Source organism: Rhodopseudomonas pseudopalustris (assembly GCF_900110435.1).
Taxonomy (GTDB): Bacteria; Pseudomonadota; Alphaproteobacteria; order Rhizobiales; family Xanthobacteraceae; genus Rhodopseudomonas; species Rhodopseudomonas pseudopalustris.
This window is the reverse complement of record NZ_FODT01000010.1, coordinates 1-17645: the sequence shown is the minus strand read 5'-3', so window position 1 is coordinate 17645 and position 17645 is coordinate 1. Positions and strand designations below refer to the sequence as shown.

Genomic DNA, 17645 nt, shown 5'->3' with positions numbered 1-17645 from the left:
GCTGTTCCTTCTTAGCTGACGGCGCAGGTGATCTTCTTGAGCGCCGCGGGCCGAATGACCGCGCCGCCGACGCGCCGGGTGGCGTGAATACGGGTGATGCCGTTGGTGGCGAGCAGGTAGGGGTTGACCAAGATGCTGAGCGCCAGTCGGTCGATGATCCGATACGCGGTCGCGATGTCACCGAAGGCGATCGGCGTTGCCCCGGCGCCGATGGCGTCCATGTCGGGTACTTCGACCACCGGGCGGCCCAAGATGCTTTCCGGTTGCCCAAGCTGCAGCGAGGGCTGCCACAGGAAATTGCCCTGGCCATCCTTCAGCTTGCGGATCGCGGCGAGCGTCGATCCCGCCATCAACCAGGTGCCGCGCTGCCGATATGCCGCCTGCAGCGAGTAGAACACGCTGATCAGCAGGTCGGCGGGCGCGGTGCCGAGCGTCGCCGCGTTGCCTGTCGGGACCGAGACGACGTCGCCGTTGGTCAGCAGGCCCTCGGGCATCAGCGGTCCGGAGCCCTTGACGAAGGCGGCGCCTTCCTTCTGTCCGAAGTCTTCGGCGAGCGCCATGCGAACTTCGGCCTCGGCAACGCCCGCGCTGTCGGCGAGCAGCTGGTTCGAGATGTCGACGAAGGTGTTGATCTCGCGAACCGGGATCTCGACCTGGCCGAAGCTCGGCTCCGAACCTTCCTGCGCCTGGAGCTCGCCCTTCCACTTGCCGTTCGTGGTGCCGATGCGCTTCGGATACGCCACAGCCGGCGACGTGGTGCTGCGCACCGTGGCGAGGCCGCGGATCGGCGAATATTCGACCAGGTCGCGGATGAACTCGGTCGACAATTCGGTCGGCGCCAGATAGCCGCCCTGCGGATCGCTGGAGACGATCAGGGTCTTGAGTTCGACCGGGTCGGCCCGATCGCCCTGGCGCAAATACGAATGGAAGGCCTTCTTTTCGGATTCGGCCTGTTCGTCCTTGGTCTTGTCCGTGGCGCCGGGGCGGTTGACCTTGGCCTCGATCTTGTCCAGCCGCTCGGTCAGCTTCGGATCGGTGGCCGGCGCCTTGGCCTCCAACGCCTTGAACCGATCGTCGAACTTCCTTTCGAACTCGGTCGAAAAGTCGCCGAGCGCCTTGGTGATGATCGAGGCCGGATCGGATTCATCACCTTCCTTGATGGTGAGATCGAGAGCAACGCTGCCAAGCAGCGCGTTCTTAGCAACGTTCTTCATTTCGATGTTCCTGCCGTGAGCGCCGCCGTGGCGCGGTTGATGGCCTGGGCGATTGCCAGCGCCTCGATGACCGACTTTGCGCTGGTAAGGCGCGCGCCGGGATGCATTCCCACCGGGACCATGCTGCACTCGATCAGCTCGGCTTCGCTGATGGTACGGCCACCGCCCTTGCGGGGTTTCGCTTTCTTGGTGATGAAGCCGACGGAGACGGCGCGGATGCCACCGGACATGACCAGCTCATGGCATTCGGTTGCCATGGCGACCTTTCCAACGAGGATCTTGCCGGAGAGATGCAGGCCGTCCGCCTTGTCGATCGCCTGGCTCCACGCGCCGATCGGGCTTTTCATGTCGTGGAAGGCCAGCATGGGCAGCGGCAGATCGATGTCTCCGAACGCGCCCTTCTCGATCACGTCGCCGACACGGTCAGGCTTGCCGTAGGGCCACGCAAGACAGGAGACCACGCCGGCATCGTCGGCAATGATCTTGGTCGTGAAATAAGCCCGATCCAGAGCGTTGCTCATGCTGCCGCCTGCAGTTTCTGTTTCGGCGGGGTGCTGCCCGCGCGCGGGTTCGAACCGTCCGCCGCCGGGGTGTCGGTGCTGATGTTCGTATTTTCGTAAACGTCACCGCCTTCATAGGGCTGCAGCCCGATCCATGACCGGCCCTCGTTGGCGTTGAGCACCTTCGACGCCCGCAAGCTGTTGATCGCCGCGGCGCGCTCGGTCAGGCTGGCGCGGGTCAGGTCGTCGCGATCGAAGACGACGCGATAGGATGCCCGTTCGTCGGTGGAGAACAGCGCCCGGCGGAAACAGTTTTCCAGCGCGTGCAGCCACGGCTCGAGGCTGTAGCTCAGGAACTCTTGGCCCTGCTGTTCGCCGTTGTTGTAGGTGACGCGGTCCAGCTCATAGGCCATGCCCGGCGGGATGCGGAAAGCCCGGCAGATCTCCAGGATTTGGAATTTCCTGTTCTCCAAAAATTGGCTGTCGGTGCTGTTGAGCGTGAGTTGTTGAAAATCGGCGTCGTCCCACAGAACGGCCGTCTCGCCGGAATTGTCCGAACCGGAGAACGCCGCGCGCCAGCCGGCCTTCATCTTCTTCAGCCCCTCGTCGCCAAGGGTTTTCTTGAACTTGATCACACCGCCCGGCCGGGCGCCCTTCTTGAACAGGTTGAGCGCGTGATTCTCCAAATGCCACGCCACCGAGATTGCGCGCATCGCCATCGTCAGCGGGCAGCGGCTGAACGGCGACCGCAAATGGATCACGTCGGCAGCGTCCAGCAGACGGCTATCGATGCGATAGCTCGGCTCGCCAGTGTCGGCATAGGAAACAGAAATCTTGCCCGGCTGGTAGATGATGATTTCGTGCGGCCTGCCGTCGACGCGGTTGATCCAAGCAATGCCGCCCGCGTCGCAGGTCAGCGCCTGCACCACCAGGTCGCGGACCAGTTCGAAGGCGCTGGTCCAGTCGTTGACCTGATCCTGCAGCAACTTGGCGACGGGATGCTTGGCGTCGTCGGTTTCGGTGCCGTCATCGTTGATGCGGACAACCTTGATACTGAGCGTCGCCGCGGCTTCGCTGAGCGTTCGGATCGCGGTGCTGACCACCGGAACGTCAAGGGCCTGAGCGCGCGTAATCGCGCCCGGCAAACCTGCCCCGAAGATGCTGAGCAACTCGGGATCCGGATTTGCCAGCGACGCCTTGATCTCGACTGCTCGCCTTGGCCATAGCCGCATCATCAGTCTATGCGGCCGAACCACCGGCACGGTCTACCCCGCATGATCGTGAGTTATCTGGCACATTCTCGCAAGACCTTGCAGCCTTGCTCAACATCCACCGCGACAAGGCCGTGCGGAGCGCGAAGTAACGCCCGCCTGGCTTGCTGACCGGACAGTCCGGCAACTGCTCCCAGCGATACACAGTATCAACGCTGACCTCGGCAAAATCTGCAATGGCTTTGGCCCCCCAAAGCTTCTGATCGCGCCACGATTTGTCGGTGACCATAACCGTTGGGTTAACCCATCCGTTTTCCCCGTTCATGCCGACACCTTGCGCTTGAGCTTGTTCGACTTCTTCGCTTTCTTTGCAACCTCGCGCTGCGCCTTCTTCTGCGCCGCGGCCACCCGCTCCTCTTTCTCGATTTCGATCAGGTCGATCTGCGTCATGTCGGGCCAAAGGCTCTTTGGCCCGAGCGACATCCAGAACGGCGTGAGGTGGTCGACCTCATGGAAGCGCCGCCGGATTACGCCGTTGCCATCGATCCAGACGCATTCGGCAATGTCGTTCGAAATATCAACGACCTTCATCGGGGCGCTGCCGCCTGCCCGCACCATCTGGCCAACGTAGCTCATATCGCGTCCTCAAAAGACCAGTGGTCGGCCTTCACCATGTCCAGCACCGTTGTCGAGCTTCCGCCGTCTCTGGCGATCGGCCGGTCAAGGGAATCGGTACCTTTGTTGAACCGGCTGACGCGCGCCCAGCCGAGCTTGACGCCTTTGGTACTGATCTCTTCTCGTTTCAATTCGCCCTGCAGAACCGCCAGCACCACCTCGGAAATCATGTCGTCACGATCCGGTAGACCACGGTGAAACAACGTGCTCGCCTCCCTGTACAGGTCATCGAGCAACAACCCGGAGCGCAGAACGCCGTCCTGGTAGACAGGCTTGTTCGCCTTGTCGGTTCTGGCATGGGCCTTCGCGGCGCGGCGCTTCAGTCTGGCGTCACCGAAAATCGCGGCAACGGCGGGATCGGTCTTGGCGCGCGAAACGATTGCGTTGAAGCTGGGAAGCCTTCCCTTCGCGCGTTTGATGATGAGGCGCGCTTTCGCCGGGTCCGATCGCAATATAGCCAGCGCCTCGTCGTAGGCCTCCTCGCTGAAATGGAAAATGCCACGCGTCGCGGTGATGCTCTCCGCGTACTGTTTCGCCAGATCTGCGTCGCGATAGCGCCGGACATAGATCGTTCCCAGCGCCGGCAAGTTCTCGCGCCGCAAGTCGGCGTCGATTTCTGTCATGTTCCGCGACCGGTCAGCTTTGAGTTTTTCAATTGCCGCCGAATAGTCCGCCGGGCTGAACCGCGCCTTTCGCAGTCCTAGCGCTTGGCGCCGTTCAAACGCCGCCTTCAGCCGCGCAGCGAAGCCGGGATCGCGGTCGGCGCGCCGACGAAGATCGTCAATATGGGGCTGGCCTGGAACGCGCAGCGATGTCAGCGCCCCCTCATAGGTCGCGACGGCCTGCAGTCCCGCCTCCCATGCTTCCGGTGGAATCCTTGACGGCGCCCGCGTGGTGCCGCCTGCAGCCATCCGCGCCGCCCTCAATTGCTCGGCTGCATCCGCGTTGTTGCGCACCCACCGCCGAACCGCGTTGAGGTTTGGCCCGTGCGGCACCGCCCCGCACGCCGCGGCCAATGTTGACCCCGCCTCGCACAAGGCAACGATCGTGGCGAAGTGGTCAGCCACCGGTGGCTGACGAACCTTCGGACGCTGCGGCGTTCCTTTGCGCGGCGGCATCAGCGCGGCCTCCCACCGGCCCTTTTGAATTTTCCGTCCCTGGACCGCGCCTTGCTGCTATTCGCCCGCCGGATCTGGCCTGCGATGTCCCAGAGCGCCGCGTGCGAGTTGTGGAAAATCGAACGCGGAACGGCGACGCACACCTTCTGCTCGATCGGGTGCTCGGCACCGGCCAGGAAAACCAGCCGGCGGAAAACGGTTTGGTAGTGGTCAACGCGCCCGCTGGCGTATTGCCAGGGGAATGCCCGCACCCAATCATTGCTGGTGGGATACAAGTTCGCGAGCTGGTCCGGAAGCTGGCGGGTGCTGCTCATTGCGTAGCGTCTCCGGCAGTGCGGTCGATGATCGGAAGGTTGCCCCAGTCTCGACTGATCTCACGCGCCGCGACCACCGCCTCCGTATGAGTCGCTCCATTCCAGAGAATGGCGTCACCACCGTCTGGGCCTTCCTCGATCAGGTCGACGAAATAGCGGAACGGCCATTGCTCGAATGGCAGGTGTCTTTCGACGATGTGCCCCGCGGTGATCACCACGCGATCGACGGGACCGAGGCAAATTTCGATGAGGCTGGTCTCGATTTCGCTAGTCATGCTTCACCTTTCGCGCTGGGATCATTCGGAAGTGGCGGCGCCATCCGCCAGGTGCCGGCGGTCATGCCGCTGGCGTTGCAACGGCGATCGCCGGTTGCCCTGATCTCTCCGAGCCGGCGCAATTCTGAAACGCGAGGGCGGACCGTCAGCACGGACAGGCCCAGAGCCGCGGCGATCTCATCGGCGGTGACGCCGGCCGGATGCTTGGCGATCTCGTCGAGAACCGTGTTGCGAATCCGCGGCGCGCGCGGTGCCATCTTCGCGGCTGCATCTTCCGATGGGCCGTGCGCCTTGAATCCCGGGCTGTCCGGGTAGGTTATGCCGTCAGTCATGCGCTTCTGCTCCCTCGCGTGCTGCCGCAGTGATGGCGGCGCACAACGCCGCGCAATTCTTGGGGTCGACCATGATGCGGATGAACGTCTCGCCATCGGGCTGAGTGATCTCCTGCAACAAGACCACGTCGCCATTGCCGCCGATGAATGCCTCGACAGGCATGTGAATGGTTGGTTGCCCCTTCATCGGACACCCCCGGTGACGACGTTGACGCGGACGATGTTGGGGTCCACCGCCTGCCAGACCGATTGCAGCAACTGGTCATGGTCGCTGATGATCCGGTCTCGTATGAAGCTGGTCGGCGCCGACAGGGTGACGATGCCGTCTACCACCGAGACGAGGCTGACCTTGCCGAACCACGATCGGAATACGTCGTCGCCCAGGCGCTGCCGCAGAAGCGCGCCTGCGAGGCCAAGCCCGTCAGGGCTGCTTGGCCCGCGCGCGCGCGAAGGGATTTCAAGGGAATTAAAGGGTAAGATTGGTGCGAATGGCGCTTCGCCTTTTTCATCGTTTTGCTTCGCCTTTTTTGGCGATCTCGTTCGCCTTTTTTCGGCACAAGGCGAAGCTGGGTTCGCCTTTGTGTTTTCGGAAGGCGAAACCTCGTTCGCCTTTACGAGGACCATCTGATAGCCTTTGGTGTAGCTGCCGCCGTCCTTCGTGATGATGGTGATGTACTGAAACTCGCTCAGGCGTTCGGCGCTTATCTGCACCGCGCGGGGCGTCACGCCGAGCGCGTCGGCAATGATCCGTTGTTTTCTCCGCGCGACCTGGGTGAGCCGGTCGGCGGCGCTGGCCAGATAGTAGTAGTGCCGGAAATCAAGGTGCGTTAGCCGCGGGTCGATGGCAGCCTGATCAAGCGCGGCCAACTTCAGCGCGGTGAAGTCCCTCGCGAGATCGCGCTTGCGGCGCGCATCATCCATGTCGACGACGGGGGCCATGGCTCTAGGGCGTCACCGTCACTGCGCGCCAACGTCGATGCCGAGCATTTTTCGGAGCGGGGCCGTCGGAACGACGATCCGGCCTCCAATGCGGACCGAGGGAATTTGAAGATTGGCGCACGCTGCGTAAGCCGCGTTTCTACCGATCCCGAACGCCTTGCCCGCAGTTTCCACCGACACCGTGAGGTCTTTAATCAGCGCATCCCGCACCGCCGAATCCATGCCGCTCTCCATTTCCGTTATTGAAACGTAACGAGAACCTAGATATGGCGGTTTATACCTCTTGTAAAGAATTTTTGTTATGATAAAGTAACACAAATTACCACCGATTGGGATAACGATGGAAAACAAACCTGCGCCGAAGAAAAAAGCTGGACGACCGAGCAGCGGGTTGAAGCGGCCTGTGCTTGCGCTGCGGATCCACGATCACCTTTACGAAAAGCTGCAGGCGTCGGCCGCTGAGAAAAGACTTACACTGTCGGAGGATGCAGCCGAGCGCTTGGCGGGGTCGTTCCGGCGAGAAAGCGACAAACTTATCAGCGCGCTCGTCATGCACACGATCGGCAAGGAGCCCCGCTACGAGCCGCCCGAACATGGTAGGTACTTCGCGATCTCACCATCGGTGAAGGCGCAGATGATCTCACGTCTCACGGCCTTCATCGATTCGATCCCGACCGCGGAGGAGTCGACGCTGACGGATGAAGAATTTAACGAGCTCTCCGAGATGGTCGATCGGGCCAACCGAGAGATCGCGCAGCAGAGGAAGGGCAAGTAATGGCCACTATCCACACGCGCACCCTGCCATCGGGTCTTGCTACCCCATGCCAGTTCTAGATTGGGGAGGACAACATGAAAGGCTCGATTCGCGAGCGCTCGCCCGGCCATTGGGCCATCATTCTTGACACACCGGATCCAGCGTCTGGTAAGCGTCGCCGCAAATGGCATAGCTTCACCGGCACCAAACGGCAGGCACAAGTCGAGTGCGCGCGCCTGATCTCGGCGATGAAGGGCGGCACCTACCTAGAGCCGGACAAGACGACGCTTGCGGCGTTCCTGGATCGCTGGATCCACCACATCAAGGCGCACGTCTCTCCCCGGTCCCATGAACGCTACGCCGACCTGGCACGCAAGAACATCGCGCCGCTGCTCGGTGGTATCGTCTTGAGCAAACTGCGGCCTGCGCAGATCGCAGCATCCTACACAACCGCCCTCGCCAGCGGGCGCCGGGACGGCAAGGGCGGTCTTTCGCCTCGCACCGTGCATCACATGCACCGGGTTCTTAAACAGGCTCTTGGGCAGGCTGTGAAATGGGAACTGCTCAATCGGAATCCCTGCGATGCCGTCGACCCTCCCAAGGTCGAGCGGGTCTCGATGCATACGTTTGATTTGCCGCAGACGGCAGAGCTCATAGACGCCCTGCGCAACACGCGGATGTTGGTGCCCGCCCTGCTGGCGGTGCTATGCGGACTGCGCCGCGGCGAAATAGCCGCCCTGCGTTGGCGCAACGTCGATGTCACAGCCGGTCAGATCGCGGTTGTCGAGAGTGCCGAGGAAACCAAAGACGGCGTCCGCTACAAGGAACCCAAGAGCGGCAGGGCGCGCACCGTGGCGCTGTCGTCAACAATGATCGATGAATTGAAGGCGCACCGTGCACGGCAGGCGCAAGAGCTTTTAAGGCTCGGCGTCCGCCTATCCGATGATTCCTTTGTGGTTGCACAAGCGGACGCCCACCCATTGAAGCCGACGAGCATCACCCATGAATGGGTACGCCTGCTCGGCCAAACTGCCCTGCCCCGCATCAGATTCCACGACCTGCGGCACGCTCACGCCACCCATATGCTGGCAAGCGGCGTTCATCCGAAGATCGCCAGCGAGCGCCTGGGTCACTCCAAGGTGGGAATCACGCTGGACCTGTATTCCCATGTTCTGCCCGGAATGCAGGCCGACGCTGTGGTGCGGGTTGACGATGCGCTGCGTGACGCCATAAACAAGCGCACCAAAAGCATTGGGTAGCAAAGCGGTAGCAAACGGCCATTTTTGCCATTCTGCTCCGCAACAATAGCTAAACAATTTCAATTGGATGGAAGGGTGGCCGAGTGGTTTAAGGCACCGGTCTTGAAAACCGGCGTGGGTGCAAGCCCACCGTGGGTTCGAATCCCACCCCTTCCGCCATAAACCGTTGATTGTATTTTACAAAATATGTTGACGGGCGACGTGGGTTTTACAACCTTACGGCGGAAGTGATGTCAGCTATTTGCCAAGCTCGATGCCGCCCACTGATCGGGAGCGGTCGGATCGACCACGACCTTCACCGCCCTCCTAAAGCACGAAAGCACGTTGCGCACGGCTCCGGATTTCGAAGCCGCCACCATCGTAGCCGCCTATGTCGATGGCTTGATAAGGGCCCCGTCCGGACAACGCCGAAGGATCTCGTGCTTTCCATCGGCGCGGGCCATGGCGCAGCTTCGATGCCGTCGAGTCGCCACCCTGGAATGGGACGACTGGTTCAACAACCGACGGCTCCTGGAGCCGATCGGCAACATCCCCCGGCCGAAGCCGAGCGACGCTACTGCGCCATGCTGGAACAGCAAGCCATGGCCGCGTAACTTAAACCAAACAGCCTCCGGCAGCCCCGGGGCGGTTCAAGAGGCCTGCCACCAGTGCCATTTTTTTCAACAGCATGCTAGCCAAAAACGGTCCAGTTTTTGCGGTCTCAGGTCAGCGGGTCAAAGACAACACGGTTTCTCAATCAGAGATGATTTGATCGAGTGTCGAGGAGTGGTGCAAGTACTACTCGCCTACAGTGGAACACGTGCGAACAGCGCTGTTCCTTTCTCGGGATGAGACTCCAATTCCACCGAGCCGTTGACGAGAGCCATGCGCTCGCGCATGCCGAGCAGGCCGAGACGACGGGAGGCATTTTCCGTGGACCCGGCTTTTGTCTCCGGCACGCCGCAACCGTCGTCTTCGACGATACATATCAGATCGCTGCCCCTCTTCTCCAGGATCACCCCTACGCGCGTCGCGTTGGCGTGCCGCACCACGTTGGTGATGCCTTCTTGAATGATGCGATACAAAGCGCTTTCGACATCCGGCGGCAGCCGAAGGTCGCCGATGCCGAGATGAAGGTCGAAAGTCAGGCTGCAATGCGGCTCCCAGTCCGCGACGAGCTGACCGACCGCATCCTCCAGACCGAGCGCATCCAGCGCCGTCGGACGAACCTCCCAGGCGATGCGGTGCAGGCTCTTGCTCATGTCGTGCGTAATGCGCTTCAACGACGTAGCTTTGTCGGCGATGTCACTTTGGGCGGGCGCATTGCGTGCGATTGAGTCGAGCCCGAGCTGCACCAGCGTCACCGACTGGCCGAGATTGTCGTGCATCTCCCGCGCGATGCGCTGGCGCTCGGCTTCCTGATCCACCATCGTCTGCCGGAGAACCTGGAGAACGTCGGCCTCCGCGGCCGCGCGGCGTTTGGTCTGTGCGCTGAGCTCACGCGCATTCGCCTTGCTTTCGGCAAGGCGGCGATCCAGTTCGGCGAGCGCCTCGGCATTGCGAGCGGCGTAGCGCATCGAGCGCTCCAGCAAAACGGCGTCGAATTCGCCTTTGACCAGATAGTCGTTGGCGCCGACCTCGGTCGCCGCCTGATCGACCGCCGCATTGCCGTGACCGGTCAGGACGATGATCGGCTTCGTCATGCCGCGGGACCTTGCGTGGCGCACGAGGTCGAGACCGTTGTCCGGACCGAGCCGGAAATCGACGAAATACAGGTCGTGCTGGTCTTGCTCGAGGGCCGCGCGCGCGTCCGAATAGGTCGAGATCCAGTCGAGCGTCGGCCGATAGTCGGGAATTTTATGCAGGATCCGCTCGAAGGCGAGAAATTCGATCCGCGCATCATCGATAAGCAGAATCCGTGTCGCCAGCCTGCTCATGACCGAATGCTCTCGGTCATCGGGAGAGACGCGGTCTTCATCCAGAACTGCCAGAGCGATTCAATCGCGGACACATAGTCGGGAATGCTGGCCGGCTTGACGAGATAGGCGTTGATCCCGATCGAATAGGCCTCAGTGATATGCTTCGGGCTTTCCGACGTCGACAGCGCGATCACCGGAAGGTGCCGGATCGCCTCGTCGGCGCGCAGGATGCGGATCACCTTACGGCCGTCCAGCCGGGGCATGTTGAGGTCGAGAAGAATCAGAGCCGGCGTCGGCGCCGAGCCGTCGTCGGCATAGCGATGGCGGCGCTTGAGGTAGTCGAGCATCTGCTCGCCATCGCCGACAAATCGAATATCAGCCTCGATCCGGGCGCGCGCGAAGACCTCCGTCAGAATCAGCTTGTCGTAGTCGTGATCCTCGGCCACCAAAATGGTCGGTGGCGCCTGATCGCGGTTCATGACGTCTGCTCCACATCGTCGGCGCCGCGCAGTGAAAGGGTGAAGCTGAAGGCCGATCCGCTTCCGGGCTTGCTCGTCGCAGTGATCGAGCCGCCGTGGCGGCTCACGATCTTGCGGCAGATCGCCAGCCCGATGCCGGTGCCTTCGTATTCATCCGGGCCGTGCAGCCTCTGAAAGGGCTCGAAGATCTGCTCGGCATATTTTGGGTCGAAGCCGATTCCATTATCCGAGATCGTGACTCTCACGCGTGGATGACGATCGTGACTATCCTTGGTCTCAGTATCCACCGCAGAACTGATCTCGATCTGCGGCGGACGAAACGCATCGCGATATTTGAGCGCGTTGGAAATCAGGTTCTGCAACAATTGCCTGATCTGGCTGGCATCACACAGCACCACTGGGAGATCGTCCGCCGACACCGCCGCGCGGGTATCCTGCAAATTCGGCTTCAAGTCCGCGAGGACTTCGGACAAAACCTCGTTCAACGATATCGGAGCGAGCGGCCGCGCCTGTCGTCCGACGCGCGAATACTCCGCGAGATCGTTGATCAGGGCGCGCAGGCGCCGGGACGACGCTTCAATTCCGTTGACCATGACATTCAGCCGGGTCTTGGCCTCGGGCGCGAGGAGATCGCTCAGCAGGCCGGCGAATGCTTCGATGTGGCGGAGCGGCTCCTTGAGGTCATGAGCGGCGACGTAGGCGAAAGATTCCAGCTCGTCGTTGCTCCGGGATAGTTCGCGGTTCGCCCTCTCCAATTGCTCCGCCTTGCCGAGAATGACGTCCACGACCAAATCGCGAATCTCGATGGCAGCGGCGATCTCGTGGCTGCGCCATGGAATCGCGCGGCCACGCACCTCTTCGCGCCACGCATCGAACGACGCGCGGGTTTGCAGACGTCGGCCGCGCGGACCGATCTGCACCGGCTTGTGCGGATCGCCGCCCCAGGTGACGGTCTGGGCGACCTCGGGTCGAAACCACAACAACAGACTCGTCGATGCCCGGCCCAGCGGGATCGCAAGCACGCCGCTGGCGATCTCCCGATAGCTTGAGGCATCGGCGTAGAGCGTCGAGAGCCGGTCCGTCTCGAACGCTCCGCTCGGCTGATTCCGGGCGATCCAGTTCGCGAGGTCCTGCAACTGGGCCGGCGACGGCGTTCGTCCGAAAGACGTGATGCCGTCGAATCCGCAAAGAGCGAATCCGAACGCGCTCATCAGCGCGAGCATCTCATCGCCGATGCGGGTCAGCCCTTCATGCAGGTTCTGCTCGTCGCCGAATTGGTGCAGCAGCTTGTTCTGGATGGCGCGCACCTGCACGCTGTGCTGAACGATCTCGGCTTCTTCCAGCACGCTGATCTGCCAGGTCAGGACCTGGGCGATCAGTTCGCAAGCCTGCCGGATTTCGAAGGGGACGAACCGGGGCAAGGTATTGTGGCACGAGATCATTCCCCAAAGGCGGCCCTCACGGACGATCGACACCGACATCGCGCCGTACACCGCCATGTTGACCATGTACTCGACATGGACCGGCGAGACGCTGCGCAGCACCGCGTAGCTCAGATCGATCGGCCCGCCCGTCACCGGATTGCGATCCGGGAGCAGCGGAGACGGGCGATAGGCGACGTCGGGGATGATCCGGATGGTGTTGCTGGTGTAGAGCGCGCGCGACTGCGCCGGGATATCAGAGGCGGGGAAGTGGAAATCCAGCAGCGACGGGATACTGTCGACGCGGTCCTCGGCGATGACCTGGCCGCTCCAGTCCGCTGCAAATCGATAGATCTTGATGCGGTCGAACCCGGTGATCCGCCGCACCTCGCGCGCTGCGATGTCGCAGGCCATCAGGACGCTGGACGCCTTCTGCAACCGTCGGATCGCCGCGCGAACGCTGCGGAAGAACTCGCTCGAGGATTCGGTCGCGCCTCGCGGCTCTAGTTCCAGAATGCAGAGGCCATCATGTCGATGGAGAATGCCGTTGAAAGCGATCGGGGCAGATTTCGTCAAAAACTCCAGGCGGATCGGGTTGGTCGAGGCGACGTCGTCGTCGGACAGCGCGGCGCGTAGCAGCGCGAAACTCTCCGCGGTCATATAGGCGGACAACGGCTCTGCCAGCGCGGTCTCCGGGGGAATTCCGATCATCGCCTGAATGTTGGCGCTCACCGAGACGGGACGTAACTCGGGTTCGGCAAGCGCGATCAGCATGCCATGAGGCTGGATCGAGCCCGGGATGTGAATCGGCTCGCGATCACATTCGGTGAGGTCGGCCGCCAGAACGTCGTCGCCCGGGATAAAGGCGGTGGGATCGGACGCCGCTGGCGTTCTCCGCTCGTTCATCACGATCCCCTGTTCGGTTCGGCGGATGGATCGGCCGCGATCGGCAGGGTGAACCAGAACGTCGACCCCGAGCCCGGAATGGTGTCGACGCCCACCCGGCCACCGTGCCGCTGCACGATCTTGCGGCAGATCGCGAGCCCGATGCCGCTGCCTTCATATTCGTCGGGGCCGTGCAGCCGCTGAAACGGTTCGAAGATCTGCTCGGCATATTTGGGATCGAAGCCGATGCCGTTGTCGCTGACACAGACTCGGGTACTGATCGTTGAATCCCCCACCTCCCCTCGCGGCCTCGGCTCGGTCCGCGATTCTGCGAACACGCGGATTCGGCAAGGGCGACCGGGTCGTCGGTACTTCAAGGCGTTCGACACAAGGTTCTGCAGCACCTGGCGCATCTGGTTGCGATCGCAACGCGCGACTGGCAGATCACCGATCTCGACGATCGCTGATGCCTCGTCGATCCGCTGATGAAGATCGGTCACGACTTCCTGCGCGACTTCCAAGAGCGAGGTTTGCGTGAGCGGTTTGGAGCGGCGCCCGAGCTGTGAGAATTCGGCGAGATCGTTGATCAGAATTCGCAGCCGCTGAGATGATTTCTCGATTCCGCTGACCATCAGGCCGAGCCGTTCGTCGCCCATCTCGCGGATCGACTCGCCGAGCAGGCCGGCGAAGGCTTCGATATGGCGCAACGGCTCCTTGATGTCGTGCGAGGCGACATTGGCGAAGGCCTCGAGTTCCTCATTACTGCGCGCGAGCTTGGTATTCACACGTTCGAGCTTCTCGGTGTTGCGCAGGATGACGTCGATGACGAGGTCCCTTATTTCAACGGCCGCGGCGATCTCGTGCGGCTGCCAAGGGAGTGCGCGGCCACTGGTTTCCTCGGTCCACGCGGCGAACGACGTGCGTGGCCGCAGCCGGCCAGCCTCGGTTGTGACCGATTTGTCGGGGTTGCCGGCCCAATGCACCGTCTGCGCGACTTCTGGCCGAAACCACAACATCACGCGACGCGGCGTCGTCCGCGACAGCGGCACCGCCAGCACCCCGCTCGCGACGTCGGCGAAAGCTTTGGCCTCCGGAAACAGGGTCGACAGTTGATCGGTTTCGAACAACTCGGTGCTGTCGTTGCGCCCGACCAGGCCGGCAACCTTCTCGATCGCCGATTCAGGCGGGGTGCTGCCGATCGCGGTGATGCCTTCGCGCCCGAACAGACACAGGCCCGACGCGCCCATCATGTCGAGCAGTGCCTCGCTGTTCCGGATCAGGCCGGCACGATGGTCGTGCAATTGCTCGATGTCGCTGATCAGGCTGCGTTGGATCGCCTTGCCCTTCAAGGTTTGGCGAGTCGCCGCCTGCTCCTCCATCACGCCGACCTGCCAGGCCAGCACCTGCGCCACCATCTCACAGGCCTGCCGGGCGTCGTGCCCAACATATCTCGGCTGCCGGTTGTGACAGGCGATCAGTCCCCACAGCCTGTCGCCGCGGAGGATCGAGACCGACATCGTGCCCCGCATTCCAATATTGCGCATGTATTCGAGATGAACCGGCGACACGCTGCGCAGAACCGAAAAGGTCAGATCGATGGCCTGCCCGGTCGACGGATCGGTGCCGGGCACGATCGGCACCGGGATGTAGTCGATATCGGGAATGATACGAATCGGATTGATCGTGTAGAGCCGGCGCGCCTGCACTGGAATATCCGACGGCGGAAAACGCAGACCGAGGAACGACTCGACCCCTTCGGTGCGGTCCTCCGCGATGACCTCGCCGCTGTAGTCGGAAGCGAAGCGATAAATTTTGACGCGATCGAATTCGGTGATCTCCCGCACTTCGCGAGCCGCCGCGGCGCAGGCGCCCTGCAGGGTCTGCGCCGCCTGCAGTCGCTTGATTGCGCCGCTGGTCCGGCAGAAGAACGCGTGCGACTCGGCCGCCTCGTGCAGCGGGACTTCGAGTTCCAGGAAAGCTAGTCCCCCGTGGCGGTGCCAAAGGCCGGTGAATTCTGCGTCGTGACCATGCAGGCGGATGGCGATCGGTGATCCGCTCGCATCAACGGGCTCTCGCATCGCTTTGCGCAAGCGCATATGGCTGTCGGAGTCGAGCGCCTTGTCGAGCGATTGGCCCAGCAACTCGTCTGGTTCGAGGTCGACGAAGTTTCCAATGTTCGAACTGACGGCGACAACCTTCAATTCGTCGTTGAACGCGATCAGCAATCCGTGAGGCTGGATGCAGCCCGGAATGTGGATCGGCTCCCGGTCGCAGTTCGTCAGATCGACGTCACCGGCAGCCGCATGCATCGCCACCTTACGCACCTCATGAAAGTGTTATTGTTGGATGCCGCCGGCCTTGAAGATCAGCGATCCACCAGCCGCACAGCGATATTGCCCCAGTGCCGTCGATACGACTGAAGAGAACCTTGCGCTGACCGCCGCAACCGATGTTGCGATAGATCAAATCGGCCGTATCGAAGTAACGAGCAAGGTTTGTCAACGAGGCTTCTGATCGAACAATAACGGGTCGAGGCCGGTCACGGCTCGGCGCTTTCCAGCCAGCCCATGCTCAGAGCGAAGCGGATCAACTCGACTCGGTTGGTGAAGCCGAGCTTGTCCATGGCACGGGCTTTGTAGGTTTCGACGCTTTTGGACCCGACCTGCAGCTTGGCCGAGATCACCTTGTTGCTGTGGCCGACCGAAGCCAGGCGCAGGACTTCGAGCTCCCGTGTGCTGAGCTCGGAGATCGGACTCGTTTCGCTGTCGATGGAGACCTTCTGCACGCCGCGGCCGATCGCGCGACCCGCGATCGCGGGATCGAGATACAAGCCGCCGCTTGCAACGGCGTGGATACCCCGGATCAATTCGTCAGTTGCAGAACGCTTGAGGATATAACCGCCGACGCCGAGTTTGAGGAGCCGCCGCAAATAGGCGCCATCCTCATGCACCGATAAGACCAGAACGCGCGCCTTCGGAATTGCATCGAGGTATTTCTCGGTGACGTCAATTCCGTTCATGCCCGGCATCGACAAATCGAACACCGCAACGTCGGGCCTGAGTTCGATGGCGCGCCGCAGCGCCTTCGGTCCGTCATTAGCCTCGCCGACCAATTCGAGTTCTGGAGCCTCGGCGACCAGCATTTTCATCCCGCTCAACACGATCGGATGATCGTCCGCGAGGAAAACGCGCAGACGCGGTCCGAGTGGATGTTTAGTCAGCACCTGATCCATGCGTCACCTGCATTCGAGGTCGACATCGCGACGAGCGTCCCGGTCGATAGCGCGTGTTGCGCCAAGAGGCGGCGAGCCGTGATGTGTGTCGACATCAGGATTCAATAATCCATCGGCCCAACGTGAGACTTGGCTCAAATCAATTATTTCCGTCAGGATTTCCTGACCAGAAAACATCCATCTCCAGCGTTACACGGACGCTCCACTTCTGTCAGCCCAAATTGACATAAACGTGTGTCAGCCTAGGTTGACGATCACTCGTTCGTGAAGACGCCCCGTAAGGGACCAACGCGCGATCGGGTGAGAACTTCGCATCTGGCGCGCTCCACCCATTGTTGGTGGTCCGATCATCCAGGCGAAGTAATCACAACGGCAAAAGCTGAGATCTGGCGAACGACTGTTCGGCGTCCCAGCGAGACTACCTGCGTGCAGGTTCAGCACGACAATATCGAAAGTCTCTTAGGAGGTTTTTACTATGGCAGACGATCCCAACAAGGTCTGGCCGACTGGCCTGACGATCGCGGAGTCGGAAGAACTCCACAAGCACGTCATCGACGGTACGCGCATTTTCGGCGCGATCGCGATCGTTGCGCACTTCCTGGCGTATGTTTACTCGCCCTGGCTGCACTAAGGAGTATCGAAGATGAATCAAGGTCGCATTTGGACTGTCGTGAAGCCCACCGTTGGTCTCCCGCTGCTGCTCGGCAGCGTCGCCGTGATGGTCGTTCTCGTTCACTTCGCCGTTCTCACCCACACCACCTGGGTCGCGAAGTTCATGAACGGCAAGACCGCGGCGATCGAGAGCTCGGTCAAGCTCGGCTAATTCAGCTTCGTTGAAGCTGTCGCGGTTGGAGCGGGATCCAAGGGTCCCGACCCAGTTGCTTGGCGGACCGAAGGGAGCGGGAGATCATCCGAGTACGAATTCCCGTCGTTTGTCTCTCTTCGGCCGCTAGGTGACAATTTCAATCTGAACTCTACTCATCCGTTCGCTCGTCGTCATTGGGCCGCCACGATGAACACAGTCAGTCAGAAAGTGATGAAGGCCTGGGCCTCGCTCGGGTCTCGCTTTCTGCCTTTCGCGGATGCGGCGACGCCGGATCTGCCTCTGTCCCGGTTGCTGCGCCTGTCGCTGTTTCAAG

At 61.8% G+C, this 17645-nt stretch carries 20 protein-coding genes, 1 tRNA gene and 1 pseudogene; 6 read left to right on the top strand and 16 right to left on the bottom strand.

What is annotated here, in order from left to right:
• Positions 1-11 precede the first annotated feature (11 nt).
• The 11 genes from BMY71_RS18265 to BMY71_RS18210 form a co-directional block, all read right to left on the bottom strand.
• Positions 12-1214: a phage major capsid protein gene (locus BMY71_RS18265; RefSeq protein WP_092685638.1), complete on the bottom strand. Its 1203-nt coding sequence runs from the start codon at positions 1212-1214 to the stop codon at positions 12-14.
• Entirely contained in the window at positions 1211-1735 is a 525-nt protein-coding gene (locus BMY71_RS18260) for an HK97 family phage prohead protease (protein WP_210185065.1), read from the bottom strand. The genes BMY71_RS18265 and BMY71_RS18260 overlap by 4 nt, the downstream gene beginning before the upstream one ends.
• On the bottom strand, positions 1732-2946 hold the full coding sequence (locus tag BMY71_RS18255) for a phage portal protein (RefSeq protein ID WP_092685764.1): 1215 nt from the start codon (positions 2944-2946) through the stop codon (positions 1732-1734). Before BMY71_RS18255 ends, BMY71_RS18260 begins: the two co-directional genes overlap by 4 nt.
• A gap of 300 nt (positions 2947-3246) precedes the next feature.
• Positions 3247-3561, bottom strand: a complete 315-nt coding sequence (locus BMY71_RS18245; RefSeq protein WP_092685636.1) for a hypothetical protein — start codon at positions 3559-3561, stop codon at positions 3247-3249.
• Positions 3558-4718, bottom strand: coding sequence for a hypothetical protein (locus tag BMY71_RS18240; protein WP_139202674.1), 1161 nt, complete (start codon positions 4716-4718; stop codon positions 3558-3560). Before BMY71_RS18240 ends, BMY71_RS18245 begins: the two co-directional genes overlap by 4 nt.
• A complete protein-coding gene (locus BMY71_RS18235) occupies positions 4718-5032 on the bottom strand; it encodes a hypothetical protein (protein WP_092685632.1) in 315 nt (104 codons plus the stop codon). The genes BMY71_RS18240 and BMY71_RS18235 overlap by 1 nt, the downstream gene beginning before the upstream one ends.
• The gene (locus BMY71_RS18230) at positions 5029-5307 is read right to left on the bottom strand and encodes a hypothetical protein (protein ID WP_092685630.1); all 279 of its coding nucleotides are present in this window, start codon (positions 5305-5307) and stop codon (positions 5029-5031) included. The genes BMY71_RS18235 and BMY71_RS18230 overlap by 4 nt, the downstream gene beginning before the upstream one ends.
• Positions 5304-5639 (bottom strand): HTH domain-containing protein, encoded by a 336-nt coding sequence (locus tag BMY71_RS18225; protein ID WP_092685628.1) that lies wholly within the window; start codon positions 5637-5639, stop codon positions 5304-5306. The genes BMY71_RS18230 and BMY71_RS18225 overlap by 4 nt, the downstream gene beginning before the upstream one ends.
• Complete coding sequence (locus BMY71_RS24990; protein WP_092685626.1) at positions 5632-5826, bottom strand: hypothetical protein; 195 nt, start codon at positions 5824-5826, stop codon at positions 5632-5634. The genes BMY71_RS18225 and BMY71_RS24990 overlap by 8 nt, the downstream gene beginning before the upstream one ends.
• On the bottom strand, positions 5823-6578 hold the full coding sequence (locus tag BMY71_RS18215) for a DnaA N-terminal domain-containing protein (RefSeq protein ID WP_092685624.1): 756 nt from the start codon (positions 6576-6578) through the stop codon (positions 5823-5825). The genes BMY71_RS24990 and BMY71_RS18215 overlap by 4 nt, the downstream gene beginning before the upstream one ends.
• 18 nt (positions 6579-6596) lie before the next feature.
• The gene (locus tag BMY71_RS18210) at positions 6597-6800 is read right to left on the bottom strand and encodes a DNA-binding protein (RefSeq protein ID WP_092685763.1); all 204 of its coding nucleotides are present in this window, start codon (positions 6798-6800) and stop codon (positions 6597-6599) included.
• A 118-nt stretch (positions 6801-6918) separates the two neighbouring features.
• Between BMY71_RS18210 and BMY71_RS18205 the strand changes: the two genes are divergently transcribed.
• The 4 genes and pseudogenes from BMY71_RS18205 to BMY71_RS24485 all read left to right on the top strand — a co-directional run.
• On the top strand, positions 6919-7353 hold the full coding sequence (locus BMY71_RS18205) for a hypothetical protein (protein WP_092685622.1): 435 nt from the start codon (positions 6919-6921) through the stop codon (positions 7351-7353).
• Between the two features lie 74 nt (positions 7354-7427).
• The gene (locus BMY71_RS18200; RefSeq protein ID WP_092685620.1) at positions 7428-8591 is read left to right on the top strand and encodes a site-specific integrase; all 1164 of its coding nucleotides are present in this window, start codon (positions 7428-7430) and stop codon (positions 8589-8591) included.
• A 69-nt stretch (positions 8592-8660) separates the two neighbouring features.
• Positions 8661-8750 (top strand) — tRNA-Ser (locus tag BMY71_RS18195).
• Between the two features lie 256 nt (positions 8751-9006).
• Positions 9007-9184, top strand: a pseudogene (locus BMY71_RS24485) (IS3 family transposase); the annotation flags it as partial.
• A 192-nt stretch (positions 9185-9376) separates the two neighbouring features.
• Here BMY71_RS24485 and BMY71_RS18190 read toward each other — a convergent pair.
• The 5 genes from BMY71_RS18190 to BMY71_RS18170 all read right to left on the bottom strand — a co-directional run bounded on the left by BMY71_RS18190 (position 9377) and on the right by BMY71_RS18170 (position 16506).
• The gene (locus tag BMY71_RS18190; protein WP_011502816.1) at positions 9377-10507 is read right to left on the bottom strand and encodes a hybrid sensor histidine kinase/response regulator; all 1131 of its coding nucleotides are present in this window, start codon (positions 10505-10507) and stop codon (positions 9377-9379) included.
• On the bottom strand, positions 10504-10968 hold the full coding sequence (locus tag BMY71_RS18185; protein ID WP_011502815.1) for a response regulator: 465 nt from the start codon (positions 10966-10968) through the stop codon (positions 10504-10506). The genes BMY71_RS18190 and BMY71_RS18185 overlap by 4 nt, the downstream gene beginning before the upstream one ends.
• A complete protein-coding gene (locus BMY71_RS18180) occupies positions 10965-13295 on the bottom strand; it encodes an ATP-binding protein (protein WP_175557711.1) in 2331 nt (776 codons plus the stop codon). Before BMY71_RS18180 ends, BMY71_RS18185 begins: the two co-directional genes overlap by 4 nt.
• Positions 13295-15583, bottom strand: a complete 2289-nt coding sequence (locus tag BMY71_RS18175) for an ATP-binding protein (protein WP_092685618.1) — start codon at positions 15581-15583, stop codon at positions 13295-13297. Before BMY71_RS18175 ends, BMY71_RS18180 begins: the two co-directional genes overlap by 1 nt.
• Before the next feature lie 230 nt (positions 15584-15813).
• On the bottom strand, positions 15814-16506 hold the full coding sequence (locus BMY71_RS18170) for a response regulator (protein WP_011502812.1): 693 nt from the start codon (positions 16504-16506) through the stop codon (positions 15814-15816).
• A 475-nt stretch (positions 16507-16981) separates the two neighbouring features.
• On the opposite strand from BMY71_RS18170, the gene pufB reads away from it, so the two are divergent.
• Together pufB and BMY71_RS18160 are read left to right on the top strand one after the other, a co-directional pair.
• Entirely contained in the window at positions 16982-17137 is a 156-nt protein-coding gene (pufB, locus tag BMY71_RS18165) for a light-harvesting antenna LH1, beta subunit (protein WP_011157052.1), read from the top strand.
• Positions 17138-17149: 12 nt separating this feature from the next.
• Positions 17150-17329, top strand: coding sequence for a light-harvesting protein (locus tag BMY71_RS18160; protein ID WP_011502811.1), 180 nt, complete (start codon positions 17150-17152; stop codon positions 17327-17329).
• Positions 17330-17645: the final 316 nt, after the last annotated feature.